At 64.4% G+C, this 12,711-nt stretch carries 9 protein-coding genes; 2 read left to right on the forward strand and 7 right to left on the reverse strand.

Annotation, left to right across the window (positions count from 1 at the left end):
• Nucleotides 1-63: 63 nt before the first annotated feature.
• From GR138_RS02375 to GR138_RS02390, 4 genes are read right to left on the reverse strand one after another with little or no spacing between them, the layout of a single operon-like run.
• Entirely contained in the window at nucleotides 64-1,602 is a 1,539-nt protein-coding gene (locus GR138_RS02375; RefSeq protein WP_160857002.1) for a trimethylamine methyltransferase family protein, read from the reverse strand.
• Complete coding sequence (locus GR138_RS02380) at nucleotides 1,595-2,440, reverse strand: isocitrate lyase/PEP mutase family protein (protein ID WP_160857003.1); 846 nt, start codon at nucleotides 2,438-2,440, stop codon at nucleotides 1,595-1,597. Before GR138_RS02380 ends, GR138_RS02375 begins: the two co-directional genes overlap by 8 nt.
• Nucleotides 2,437-4,884 carry a GcvT family protein gene (locus GR138_RS02385; RefSeq protein WP_160857004.1) on the reverse strand — a complete coding sequence of 816 codons (2,448 nt, stop codon included), beginning with the start codon at nucleotides 4,882-4,884 and terminating at the stop codon, nucleotides 2,437-2,439. The genes GR138_RS02380 and GR138_RS02385 overlap by 4 nt, the downstream gene beginning before the upstream one ends.
• Nucleotides 4,881-7,331: a GcvT family protein gene (locus GR138_RS02390; protein ID WP_160857005.1), complete on the reverse strand. Its 2,451-nt coding sequence runs from the start codon at nucleotides 7,329-7,331 to the stop codon at nucleotides 4,881-4,883. The genes GR138_RS02385 and GR138_RS02390 overlap by 4 nt, the downstream gene beginning before the upstream one ends.
• Before the next feature lie 128 nt (nucleotides 7,332-7,459).
• On the opposite strand from GR138_RS02390, the gene GR138_RS02395 reads away from it, so the two are divergent.
• Both GR138_RS02395 and GR138_RS02400 read left to right on the forward strand, forming a co-directional pair.
• Entirely contained in the window at nucleotides 7,460-8,317 is an 858-nt protein-coding gene (locus GR138_RS02395; RefSeq protein WP_160857006.1) for a LysR family transcriptional regulator, read from the forward strand.
• 56 nt (nucleotides 8,318-8,373) lie between these two features.
• Nucleotides 8,374-8,628, forward strand: a complete 255-nt coding sequence (locus tag GR138_RS02400) for a hypothetical protein (protein ID WP_160857007.1) — start codon at nucleotides 8,374-8,376, stop codon at nucleotides 8,626-8,628.
• Nucleotides 8,629-8,630: 2 nt separating this feature from the next.
• Here GR138_RS02400 and GR138_RS02405 read toward each other — a convergent pair whose 3' ends face one another.
• From GR138_RS02405 to GR138_RS02415, 3 genes are all read right to left on the reverse strand, one after another.
• Nucleotides 8,631-9,407 carry an SDR family oxidoreductase gene (locus GR138_RS02405; RefSeq protein WP_160857008.1) on the reverse strand — a complete coding sequence of 259 codons (777 nt, stop codon included), beginning with the start codon at nucleotides 9,405-9,407 and terminating at the stop codon, nucleotides 8,631-8,633.
• A gap of 69 nt (nucleotides 9,408-9,476) precedes the next feature.
• Nucleotides 9,477-10,757: an NAD(P)/FAD-dependent oxidoreductase gene (locus GR138_RS02410; protein WP_160857009.1), complete on the reverse strand. Its 1,281-nt coding sequence runs from the start codon at nucleotides 10,755-10,757 to the stop codon at nucleotides 9,477-9,479.
• Nucleotides 10,758-10,960: 203 nt separating this feature from the next.
• Nucleotides 10,961-12,610 (reverse strand): OFA family MFS transporter, encoded by a 1,650-nt coding sequence (locus GR138_RS02415; RefSeq protein ID WP_160857010.1) that lies wholly within the window; start codon nucleotides 12,608-12,610, stop codon nucleotides 10,961-10,963.
• Nucleotides 12,611-12,711: the final 101 nt, after the last annotated feature.

Raw genomic sequence — 12,711 nt, forward strand, 5'->3', positions numbered from 1 at the left:
GGATGCGAAAACCATCGCATTACCAAACGGTTAGAGCCGCCCGTTGAATCACTATCGAACGGGTCAGAAATAGATCCTGAACTTCTCCCGCACCGCCTGGTCCGTCGCAAAGTCGAAGAGCGGGCCGCCGGCTTCGGCGAGGATGCGGTTCTTACGTTCGATCGCTTTCTGCACGAGGTCGGGCCGGCCGATCTCCGCCCATTCCTTCGGGCTCGTGCGGTCGGCAACGGCGGGATAGACATATTCCGTCTGCATCAGCGAGAGCGTCTGCGGATCACCGAGATAGTGGCCCGGACCGTCAAGGCAGACCGAGCGCATCGTCTCCAGCGAGACCGAATCCTCCGTCACGTCGATGCCGCGCACGCAGCGCTGGACCTGTCCGAGCAGGTCGTCGCCAAGCACGAGGCTTTCCAGGCAGAACCCGAGCAGCGAGGCATGCATGCCGACCGCCTCATAGACCATGTTGAGGCCGGAAAGCCCCGCCATGACATTGGAGATCGCCTGCTCCCAGCCGGCTTGCATATCGGGCAGCTTGGAATCCGCGATGCCGGCGGCGGCACCGCCGGGAAGCCGGTAGAACTGGTGCATCTGCGCGCAGCCGGCGGTCAGCAGGGCCTGCTCGCCGGAGCCGCCCGACATGGCACCGGTGCGCAGGTCCGAGACAAAGGGCCATGTGCCGAAAATCGCCGGATGGCCGGGCGCCATGGCGTTGACATAGACGACGCCCGCAAGGCACTCGGCGACCGCCTGCACGATGGCGGTTGCGAGCGGCGCCGGCGCGGTCGCCCCCGCCTGCCCCGCCGACAGCAACAGGATCGGCATGCCGGCCCTGATGCAGGCCTCCATGGTGATGCAGCTTTCCTCGGCAAACTTCATCGGCGGCACGACGAAGCAGTTGGAATTCGAGACGAACGGCCGTTCACGCCATTTGTCTTCGCCGCCGGCCATCATGTGGATGAGGTCGAAACAACCCGCCACATGGGAAGGATCGGAGAAGCTGGTGCCGACATGCTTGGAGGTGCCGGCACAGCAACCGTAGAGCGTGTTGATATCCATCAGGAAATTGTCGGGCACGTCGCGGCAGACCATCGCGCGTTGGAAGAAATGCACGTTGTCGAGGTGATGGACGAGCTGGGAGGCGTTGAAGAGGTCCTTCGCCGTCGATTCCCGGTACTCCCGCTTCTCGACATCGACGATATGCACCGCTGCACCCGCCGTGCCGTAATAGACGCGCGTGCCCGACAGCTCGAGATCGTATTTCGGATCGCGGCCATGGAGGGTGATGTCGCGCGCGGCGAGCGCCAGCATGTCCTCCACAAGCGCGCGCGGAAAGCGCAGCCGCCCGTCTTCGCCGAGAATGGCGCCGGCCCCCGTCATGATCTCCACGCCGGATTTCGGCGCATTGGCGAGGCCGATATTTTCCAGCGCATCGAGGGCCGCTTCATGGATGCGGCGCACACCGGCCTCCGTCAACGGCTTGTACTGGCCACCCGGCAGGCCCGGCCGTACCGGCCGGACATTTTCCGCCAGGGGCGCTGCGCGCATGGCAACGCGGGCAGCGCGGCCGCCGGAACGCCGGGACAAAACTGCCTGTTCACTCATGGTCCGTCTCCCCCGCCCCCGCGGCAAGCATTTTGTTGATGAGATCCCCCGACGCAGCGGCGGACAATTTGGCGAAACTGCCATCCTTCACGATGGCCTCCATCTGCTCGGCGATGGCCGCGTGGGTGACGCGGGCGATCATCGAGCCGAGCGAGATGCGGCGCGCGCCGATTTCGGCCAGTTGCGACACGGTGAGTTGACGTAGCGGCCCGGCGGCGAGCGCATTGACCGGCTTTGCGACGGATTGCACCACGCGCTTCAGTTCCGCTGCGCCGGGCGGCACGGGCACATAGACGAGGTCGGCGCCCGCCTTCTCGAAGGCCTGGATGCGCCGGATGGCCTCATCGAGATCGTAGACGCCGTTCATCACGCCGTCCGCGCGGGCGCAGAGAATGAAGGGACGGCCGAGTGACCGGGCAGCATCGGCGGCGGCGCGGATGCGATCGACGGCCAGATCGAAACCATAGGCCGGGTTGCCATCGACCATCTGCGTGTCTTCGATCGAGCAGCCGGACAGGCCGACTTCGGCGGCGAGCCGGATGGTTTCGGCAACATCCTCCGGCGCATCAGCAAACCCGTTCTCGAAATCACCGGAGACCGGAAGTGGCGTTGCGCGCACCAGGTCTTCCGCGTGCTTCAATGACTCATCGCGTGTCACGCGGCCCATATCCGGCCGGCCGAGCGTGAAGGCAAAGCCGGCGGAGGTGGTGGCAAGCGCCACGGCGCCGGACGCCGCCATCATGCGGGCGGAGCCGATGTCCCATGGATTCGGGATGACGAAGCAACCCGACTGGTGGAGGTCGTGAAACCGCTGATGGCGTTCGGCAAGCGTGGTCATGCGCGTACCCTTTCCGACTTGGGATCATACATCGGCGCCAATGAGGCCTCGGCCTTCACCCGCACGCCGGCAATCTCGACCTCGTAGCTGGAAGCCAGCACATCCGCCTCGCTCTGGCCTTCGCACGGCACGTAGCCCAGGCCGATGGCGCCGCCGAGATAGTGGCCGTAGTTGCCCGACGTGATCGTCGACACGATCCTGCCGTCGCGCACGAGGGCCTCGTTGTGGAACAGCAGCGGCTCGGGATCGGCAAGTTTGAACTGCACCATGCGGCGCTTCAGCCCTTCTTCCTCCTTGCGCAACACCGCACCACGGCCGATGAAATTGCCCTTCTTCGTACGCACGGCAAAACCGAGGCCGGCTTCCAGCACATGGTCCTCGTCGGTGATGTCGTGGCCGAAATGGCGGAAGGCCTTTTCGATGCGGCAACTGTCCAGCGTGTGCAGGCCGCAGAGTTTCAGGCCGATATCCGCGCCGGCCTCCTCCAGTGCTTCAAAGACATGCGCCGTCTGGTCGGTGGAGACGTAAAGCTCCCAACCGAGTTCGCCGACATAGGTGACGCGGTGGGCGCGGGCGAGACCCATGCCGATCTCGATCTGCCGCGCCGAGGCGAAAGGATGGGCGGCATTGGAAAAGTCGTTGGGGCTCACCTTCTGCATGAGATCACGCGCCTTCGGTCCCATGACGCAAAGCACGCTTTCGGCCGCCGTGACATCGGTGATGACGACGAATTCGTCCGTCAGATGCTTGCGCAGCCAGGCGAGATCGCGCTGCAGCGTCGCGCCCGGCACGACGAGGAAGAAGGCGGTTTCCGAAAGCCGCGTCACCGTCAGGTCGCTCTCGATGCCGCCGCGCGGGTTCAGCATCTGCGTGTAGACGATCTTGCCGGGTGCAACGTCCATCTGGTTGGCGCAGAGGCGTTGCAGGAAGGCGAGCGCATCGCGGCCCTCGACGCGGATCTTGCCGAAGGAGGTCATGTCGAACAGGCCGACGCCGTTGCGCACCGCAAGGTGTTCCTGTTTCTGGTTCTCGAACCAGTTCTGCCGCTTCCACGAATAGCGGTATTCCCGCTCCTGCCCCTCGTTGGCGAACCAGTTGGCGCGCTCCCAGCCTGCGACTTCGCCAAACACCGCGCCGCGCACCTTCAGGTGTTCATGCAGCGGCGAACGGCGAACGCCGCGGGCCGTCGCCATCTGGCGATAGGGGAAGTGGTCGGCATAGAGCAGGCCGAGCGTCTCGGAGACACGATCCTTCAGATAGGTCCGGTTCTTCTGGAACGGCTGGGCGCGGCGGATATCGACCTCCCACAGATCGAACGGCGCTTCGCCGTCGTTCATCCATTGCGCCAACGCCATGCCAGCGCCACCGGAGGAGACGATGCCGATGGAATTGTAGCCGGCGGCGACCCAGTAGCCCTTCAGTTCCGGCGCCTCGCCGAGATAGTAGCGATCGTCCGGCGTGAAACTTTCCGGGCCGTTGAAGAAGGTGTGGATGCCGGCCGTTTCCAGCATCGGCATGCGATTGATGGCGTTTTCCAGGATCGGTTGGAAGTGATCGAAATCCTCCGGCAACTGGTCGAAGCAGAAGTCTTCTGAGATACCGTCCATGCCCCAGGGCTTGGCCTTCAACTCGAAGGCGCCGATCAGCATCTTGCCGGCATCCTCCTTGTAGTAGGTGCATTCGTCCGGCACGCGCAGCACGGGCAGTCGCTGCAGGTTCGGGATCGGCTCCGTAACAATGTAGAAATGCTCGCAGGCATGCAGCGGCAGTGTGACGCCGGACATGTCGGCGAGCGTACGCCCCCACATGCCGGCGGCGTTAACCACGTTGTCGGTCTCGATGGTGAAGGTCTCGCCGTTCTGCTCGCAGGTGACGCCCGTCACCCGGCCGTCCCTGGTGAGAACCGAGATCACCTTGACGTTCTCGATCACCGTCGCGCCGTTCTGCCGCGCGCCCTTGGCCAAAGCCATCGCGATATTGGCCGGGTCGCACTGGCCATCGAGCGGCAGGTGCACGGCGGCCTTCACATCGGCCGTGTTGAGGTGCGGATACATCGCCTTCACCTCATCGACGGTGATTTCGCGCACATCGACATCAAAGGCGCGGGCAAGCGAGGCCTGGCGGTAGATCTCTTGCCTGCGCTCTTCGGTGAGCGCCACGGTCATCGAACCGCACTGGCGCATGCCGGTGCCGATGCCCGTCTCGGCCTCGAGCTTGGTGTAGAGGTCGGCGGAATATTTGGCGAGCCGCGTCATGTTCTGCGAGGCGCGCAACTGCCCGATCAGACCCGCCGCATGCCACGTCGTGCCGGATGTGAGCTGCTTGCGCTCCAGAAGCACCACATCCGTCCAGCCGAGCTTGGCCAGATGATAGGCGACCGAACAACCGGATACGCCGCCGCCGATGATGACGGCTCTCGCCTTGGAGGGAATGGGCTTCGTCATGCACGCAGTCTTTCATTGTTGGGGTCGAACAGCGGTCCATCGGGCTGGACGGTCGCCTTGAAGCGGTCGCCGTAGATTTCCACCTCGATTTCCGTGCCGGGCACGGCGAGGTCGGCCTTCAGCATGCCGAGCGCGATGGATTTTCCGGTGCGGTAGCCCCAGTTGCCGGAGGTCGTCTCGCCGACCACCTTGCCGGCGTGCCAGAGCGTCGACATGTAGGGCGCGTCGCAGTCGCCGGCCTCCACCGTCAGCGTCACGAAGCGCTTGGTGACGCCCTGCTGTTTCTCGCGCTCCAGCGCCGCCTTGCCCTTGAAATCGGGCTTCGCCCAGTCGACGAAACGGTCGAGGCCGCCTTGCAGGATCGTGTAGTCCGTCGAAAGGTCGCCCTTCCAGGCACGATAGCCCTTCTCGATACGCAGGCTGTCGAGCGCTTCCATGCCGAAGGGCTTGAGGCCGTGCTTCTGGCCTGCATCCCAGACCGCATCGAAGATCGCCTTCGTGTCCTCGACCTTCGTATGGATTTCCCAGCCGAGTTCGCCGGCGAAGGAAACGCGCACGAGCTGGCACCAGCGGCCGGCGATCTGGCAGCTCTGATGCGTCAGCCAGCCCTTCTGGAGATCCGCATCGGTGACCTCGGCGAGGATGGCGCGGGATGTCGGGCCAGAGAGGATCTGGCAAGAGAAGTTGTCCGTCACATCGTCGATGGTGAAGGCGGCATCCTTGGGCGCGTGCTTTTGCAGCCACTCCAGATCATGCCACTGGGCGGTCGCGGCGGTGATGAGGAAGAAGAAATCCTCGTCCAGCATCATCACCGACATTTCCGTGACGATGCGGCCCTTGTCGTCGGAGAAATAGGCAAGCCCGATACGGCCGGGCTTCGGCACCTTGCCGGTAATAAGCGACGAAAGCCAAACCGTCGCCCCCTCACCCTTCACACGGAAACGCGAGAAACCCGGCAGGTCGAGAATGCCGGCGGCCTCGGTGACGGCACGGCATTCCTCCTCGATGCGCGGCCGCCAGGGGCCTTCGCGGTTCCAGGTCTGGGTCGATTCTTCCGACGTGTCGTCGCCAGGCTTGGCGTACCAGTTGGCGCGCTCCCAGCCGTTATAGGGCTTGAACTGCGCGCCCAGCGCCTTCATGCGGTCATGGATCGGCGAGTGTTTCATGTCCCGCCCGGCCGGCCAGGCGTGTTTGGGAAAGTGCATGGCATATTCGTGGCCGTAGATTTCCATGCCCTTGGCGACGCAATAGTCCTTGTCGGCGGCAAACGACGTGTAGCGGCGCGGATCGCAGGACCACATGTCCCATTCCGTCTCGCCTTCCGTCACCCACTCCGCCAGCACCTTGCCTGCCCCGCCGGCCTGGCAGATACCGAAGGTGAAGACGCAGGCCTCGAAGGCATTCGGCACGCCGGGCATCGGGCCGATCAGTGGGTTACCATCAGGCGCATAGGGAATGGGGCCATTGATCATGCGCGACAGGCCGGCGGTGCCAAGGATCGGCACGCGCTCGACGGCGTCGTTGAGATACCATTCGAGGCGGTCGAGATCGTCCGGGAAAAGCTGGAAGGAAAAGTCGTCCGGCATCGGATCATCGGGCGTTACCCAATGCGCCTTGCAGTTGCGCTCATACGGACCGAGGTTCATGCCCGTCTTTTCCTGGCGAAGGTAATAGGAGCTGTCGACGTCGCGCAGCAGCGGCAGCTTGTGGCCGGCCTCGCGCGACCAGGCGGCCAGTTCCGGGATTTCCTCGAACAGCATGTACTGATGGCTCATCACCATCATCGGCACGTCGCGACCGAACCATTTGCCGACCTCGCGGGCATAGTAGCCGGCGGCATTGACCACCTTCTCGCAGCGGATGTCGCCCTGCGGCGTGGAAATCACCCATTCTTCGCCCTCGCGGCGCACGCCGGTGGCGGGACAGAAGCGGAAGATTTTTGCGCCCATGTCACGCGCGCCCTTGGCCAGCGCCTGCGTCAACTGTGCCGGGTCGATGTCGCCGTCATTGGGGTCGTAGAGCGCACCGGTCAGGTCATGCGTTTCAAGGAAGGGGTATTTTCCGCGCATCTCATCGGGCGAGAGGATGTCGAGATCCATGCCCTGGTAGCGGCCCATGCCGACGACACGCTTGAACTCCTGCAACCGCTCCCTCGAGTGGCCGAGGCGGATGGAGCCCGTGACATGGTAGTTCATCGGGTAGTCGACGAGATCGCCGAGTTCGCGATAGAGCGACGCGGAATAGCGCTGCATGTTCATCAGCGACCAGGAGGACGAGAAGGTCGGCACGTTGCCGGCGGCATGCCAGGTGGAGCCGGCCGTCAACTCGTTCTTTTCCAGGAGCACGCAGTCCGTCCAGCCGGCCTTGGCCAGATGATAGAGCGCGGACGCGCCGACGGCACCTCCGCCGATGATGACGACGCGCGCATGGGATGGCAGTCCGGACATTCTTTCTCCCCTTTTTTGCAGGGAATTTGTGGCAACCAAAACGCCCGGCAGCAAGCTGCGGAATTCGCTTTATTAATCGAGAATGCCGATTACACTGGCGCCAAACACTCACGAAATACGGCGCATTCATGCAAATCATCCTGATTGAGACATTCCTCGACCTGATGGAAACGAAGAACTTCAACCGCACGGCGGAGCGGCTGAACATCACGCAATCGACCGTCACCCACCGCATCAATGCGCTGGAGGCGGCGTTCGCGCGAAAACTCTTCGCGCGCAACAAGGGTGGCACGCAGCCGACCGCCGCCGGCCTGCGCTTCCTCGATCATGCCAAAGCCCTGCAACATCAATGGCATGAGGCCACCCGCGCGGTGGAGACGGCCGGCGCCTACGAGCGCTCCATGCGCATCGGCCTGCAGCACGACCTCGCCGCTCACTTTGCCGGCGACTGGCTGGCGGCGGTGCGCAAGGAACTGCCGGCCACCTCGATCTATCTGGAGGTCGATTATTCCAACCAGATGAACCGCGATCTCGGCGCCGGCGACCTCGACCTCGCCATCCTCTTCACGCCGCACTACCTGCCGGACCTGCACTACGAGCGTATCGGCGACGTGCATTACGAGATGGTGAGCAACAAGGTGACGCGCATCGAGGATGTGAGGCCAGAAGACTATATCCAGGCTGTCTATTCTCCGGCCTTCGACCGCCTGCACAGGCAGGCGCACCCGGACCTCTCCACCGCGCCGATCGCCAGCGGCGAAACGACCGCCATTCTCGCGCTGATGCAGAAACTCGGTGGCTCGGCCTTCGTGATGGCTGCGGATGCGAAGCGCCTGCTGCGGTCGGGGGCTGCAAGCCGGGTCGCCGGTGCGGAGCCGATCGCGCAAGCCGTCTACGCCGCCGTCAACGTGCGCACCCGCCATGCCCACCAGCACCGGCGCATTATCACCGTCCTTCAAACCCTGCTTGCCACGCTTGGCCATTGAAACCGAACGGACCGATGCCTATTAACGGCAAATCGCATCTGACGAAGGAATCGCCCATGGCCGCCCGTGACCGCTACTCGCGCAAGCTCGAATGCGCCATGTGCGGCAATTCCGGTTATGCCGAAGTGTCCGAAGACGACATGCCGACGCGGAAGAACCCGGATTTCACCGTCGATTCCCTGCCGCGCGGCTTCCTCACCGAGCGGCCGTCGAAATATCCCGAAAAACACATGATCCGCTGCCGCTGCGGCCATGTCTTCAAGTTCCAGCAGAAGACGGTCTATGCCGAAGGCGGCGAGCCGAGGCGGTAACCCTACCCCCGCCCCACGAACGGCATCATCGTTGCCATCACGGTCATCGTCAGGACATTGGCATCGAGCGGCAGGCTCGCCATGTAGATCACGGCATCGGCGACGTGCTTGACCGGCATGGTCGGTTCGCGGGCGATCTCGCCATTGGCCTGAAGCACGCCGGCATTCATCTTCGAGGTCATGTCCGTCGCGGCATTGCCGATGTCGATCTGGCCGCAGGCGATGTCATATTTGCGCCCGTCGAGCGCTGTCGACTTGGTGAGGCCGGTGATGGCGTGTTTCGTCGCCGTATAGGGCGCGGAGTTCGGTCGCGGCGCGCTGGCGGAGATCGAGCCGTTGTTGATGATGCGGCCGCCGCGCGGGCTCTGGTCCTTCATGATCCTGAACGCCTGCTGCGTGCAGAGGAAGGCGCCGGTCAGGTTCGCGCCGAGAACATTTGTCCACTCTTCGAAAGGAATGTCTTCCAGAAGCGCTGGCGAAACGTTCGAACCGGCATTGTTGACCAACACGTCGAGCCGGCCGAAATCGCGTTTCACCTGCGCGAAGGCGGCTGCCACCTGTGCCGGATCACCGACATCGCAGGTGATCGCCTTGACCGGATTACCGGTCTCGCCGGAAATCCCTGCCGCCGCCTCTTCCAGCACCGCCGCCCGGCGGCCGGTGATGACGACCGCATAACCCTCCGCGCTCAAACCGCGCGCGATGGCCAGGCCAATGCCCGTGCCGCCGCCCGTCACGAGCGCAATCCTGTCCTTGCCGGTCCTGCCCCATTCGGTCATTCCGGGTCATCCTCCTGTTTCCGATGCGCAATGGTTTCGACGAAAACCCGTTGCGAGGCAAGCGTCCCGTCAACCCTCTGGCCTGCGTTTCGCCACGTCGGCCTGGGTGATCAGCCGGGCACTTCGCTGGCCGGTCAGGTAGATCCACAACCAGCTCATGGCAACGGCGAGGCGGTTGCGCAGGCCGATCAGGAAATAGACATGGGCGATGCCCCAGGTCCACCAGGCAAGCCGCCCCTTCAGCTTGATCCAGCCGAGATCGACGATGGCAGCGCGCTTGCCGATGGTCGCGAGATTGCCGTCGCTGCGATAAGCGAAGGCTTTTGGCGCTGGTTTGCCGGCAAGGCGGGCGGTGATCGTATCCGCCACGTAGCGCCCCTCCTGCTTTGCCGCAGGCGCAACTCCCGGCACGATCTTGCCATCAGCCGTCGGCACATGGGCGGTGTCGCCGATGACAAAGACATCCGGATGGCCGGGGGCAGTCAGATCCGGCGCGACCAGAACGCGCCCTGCCCTGTCCGCCGGTGCGCCCAGCCATTCGGCCGCAGGTGAAGCCGCCACGCCGGCCGCCCAGAGGATCGTCGCGGCCGGCAGCAACTCCTCGCCGAGTTCGATACCCGCCTCACCGCATTGCGACACGGCCTTGCCGGTGCGAACCTCGACGCCAAGCCGGGTCAGCGCACCTTCCGCATAGGCCGAGAGATCCTCGGTGAACCCCGCCAGGATGCGCGGGCCGGCCTCGACCAGCACGACACGCGCCTCCCGCGTGTCGATGTTGCGGAAATCGCGGCGCAGCGTCTCGTGCGCGAGTTCGGCAATGGTGCCGGCGAGCTCGACGCCGGTCGGGCCGGCGCCGATGATGGCAAAGGTCAACAGGCGGCGACGCTCGGCCGCATCGGGCTCCCATTCGGCCTGTTCGAAGGCAGCAAGAATGCGGCGGCGGATGGTCGTCGCATCCTCCAGCGTCTTGAGGCCGGGCGCGTAGGGCTCCCAGGCGTCATTGCCGAAATAGGCGTGGCGCGCGCCGGTGGCGATGATCAGCGTGTCGTAGGCGATTGCGCGCGCGTCATCCAGTAAGACGGTTTTTGCCTGCGTGTTCACGCCGGTGACGGTGCCGAGCAGCGTGGTGACATTCTCGAAGCGGCTCAGCAGCGAGCGGATCGGCCAGGCGATTTCCGAGGTGGCGAGCGACGCCGTCGCGACCTGGTAGAGCAGCGGCTGGAACAGATGGTGGTTGCGCCGGTCGATGACCGTGATGCGGACATCGCCTTTGGCGAGATTCCGCGCCGCCTCGAGCCCCCCGAAACCCGCCCCGATGATGACGATGTGGTGGTGGTCGCTTGGCGTCATCCTGATGCTCCGTCGCCTTCTGGGCGACGCGTCAGGCGCGGGCCCTTCCGGTGCCGGACGTTAGCCTTTCTCACGTTGCGGTGCCACCAAAAAGCCGACGCAATTCGCATCCGCAAAAAGGAACGTCCATGCCGACGACAGCCGGCATGGACGCGCTTGGGAGGATCGCGCAAGGCTTTCGCTTTACGCATCCCGCGGGAGGCCTAGAACAGGGCGGCCGTGTTCTTCAGCGTGACCCAGATACCCCACAGCAGCGGGATACCGACAACGGCCCAGGCCATCGCCGCCTTGGCATCCAGCCCGCCCGTGCCGATGCCGAAGGAACCGGTCGGACCGGCATTCGCAGCCGCGGTCTTGGCCTGCAACGAGGCGACTTCCGCATCCGACATGAACCATTTGTCGGCAAGCGGCCGCACCAGCGCATTGGCAACGAGGCCGAGCGCCAGCATGCCGGCCAGGATGTACATCGTGCCGGTATAGAGCGCCGGGCCCGGCTCGACGCCGGCGGCGATCTGTGCCTCGCGGATGTAGTTCACCACGACCGGGCCGACGATACCCGCCGTCGCCCAGGCCGTCAGCAGGCGACCGTGGATGGCGCCGACGAACTGCGTACCGAAAATATCGGCGAGGTAGGCCGGGATGGTGGCGAAGCCGCCGCCATACATCGACAGGATGATGCCGAAGGCGAGCACGAAGAGCGCCTTGTTGCCCATATCGGCCAAGGTCGGCGCAATGGCATAGAGTGCAATGCCGAGCACGAAGAACGTGTAGTAGGTGTTCTTGCGGCCGATCTTGTCGGAGAGCGACGCCCAGAAGAAGCGCCCGCCGATGTTGAACAGCGACAGGAGGCCGGTGAAGCCGGCGGCAATCGCCGCGATCGCAGCTTTCTGGTCGGTACCGAGCTGGCTGAAGGTCAACTCCGGCTGACCGATGAGACGACCGCCAAAGATTTCCTGCAACATCGGCGAGGCCATGCCGATCACGCCGATACCGGCCGACACGTTCAGGCACAGCACCAGCCAGATCAGCCAGAACTGCTGGGTCTTGTGCGCATCGCGCAGGTGCACGTGCTTGGTGGTGATCATGGTCGACTTGGAGGCCGGCGGCGTCCAGCCTTCCGGGCGCCAGCCGGCCGGCGGAATGCGGTAGCCGAATGCGCCGCCCATCATGAAGCAGAAGTAGATCGCCGCCATGACGAGGAAGGTCTGCCACACGCCGGGGCTCACATCCGTCTTGAAGGCGTTCATCAGCAGGTTGGCGAGCGGCGCACCGATCATCGCACCACCGCCGAAACCCATGATCGCCATGCCGGTCGCCATGCCGCGCCGATCCGGGAACCACTTGATCAGCGTGGAGACCGGGGAAATGTAGCCGAGGCCGAGACCGACGCCACCGATGACGCCGGCGCCGAGCCACATCAACCACAACTGATGGGTCATGACGCCGATCGCCGCGACGACGATGCCGCCGCACCAGCAGCACGCCGACACGAAGCCGGCCTTGCGCGGGCCGACGCGTTCCAGCCAGCCGCCCCAGATGGCGGCGGAACAGCCGAGCAGCACGAAGAACAGCGTGTAGATCCAGCCGAGATCGGCGACGCGCCAGTTGCAGCTCGTGGTGAAGAGCGCGGACAGAAGGTTCAGGTCGGCGCAGGCCGGGTCGGCCGCGGGGATGGCCTTGGATAGCGGCAGCCAGAACACGCTGAAACCGTAGGCCATGCCGATACAGAGATGGATGGCGAGCGCTGCCGGCGGAACAAGCCAGCGGTTGAAGCCGGGTTTGGCGATGATGCGCTCCCGGTCGAGGATGCCACCGGAATAGGGTCCGGCATAGGTCTCGGTCGATGCAGTCATTGGGTCTCCTCCGCGACGCACCCCTCGGTGCGAAGATTTTCGTGATGGGGAGCCGGGCGAAAACCACCCCTTCGGAGCCATACGCCTGCACCCTCCATGCA

The sequence above is a fragment of the Shinella kummerowiae genome (assembly GCF_009827055.1).
GTDB classification, from domain to species: Bacteria; Pseudomonadota; Alphaproteobacteria; order Rhizobiales; family Rhizobiaceae; genus Shinella; species Shinella kummerowiae.

Bases quoted from the DNA above. Each gene is read 5' to 3' on its own strand.
- GR138_RS02375 (WP_160857002.1), bottom strand. From the start codon at position 1,602: ATGAGTGAACAGGCAGTTTTGTCCCGGCGTTCCGGCGGCCGCGCTGCC.
- GR138_RS02380 (WP_160857003.1), bottom strand. From the start codon at position 2,440: ATGACCACGCTTGCCGAACGCCATCAGCGGTTTCACGACCTCCACCAG.
- GR138_RS02385 (WP_160857004.1), bottom strand. From the start codon at position 4,884: ATGACGAAGCCCATTCCCTCCAAGGCGAGAGCCGTCATCATCGGCGGC.
- GR138_RS02390 (WP_160857005.1), bottom strand. From the start codon at position 7,331: ATGTCCGGACTGCCATCCCATGCGCGCGTCGTCATCATCGGCGGAGGT.
- GR138_RS02395 (WP_160857006.1), top strand. From the start codon at position 7,460: ATGCAAATCATCCTGATTGAGACATTCCTCGACCTGATGGAAACGAAG.
- GR138_RS02400 (WP_160857007.1), top strand. From the start codon at position 8,374: ATGGCCGCCCGTGACCGCTACTCGCGCAAGCTCGAATGCGCCATGTGC.
- GR138_RS02405 (WP_160857008.1), bottom strand. From the start codon at position 9,407: ATGACCGAATGGGGCAGGACCGGCAAGGACAGGATTGCGCTCGTGACG.
- GR138_RS02410 (WP_160857009.1), bottom strand. From the start codon at position 10,757: ATGACGCCAAGCGACCACCACCACATCGTCATCATCGGGGCGGGTTTC.
- GR138_RS02415 (WP_160857010.1), bottom strand. From the start codon at position 12,610: ATGACTGCATCGACCGAGACCTATGCCGGACCCTATTCCGGTGGCATC.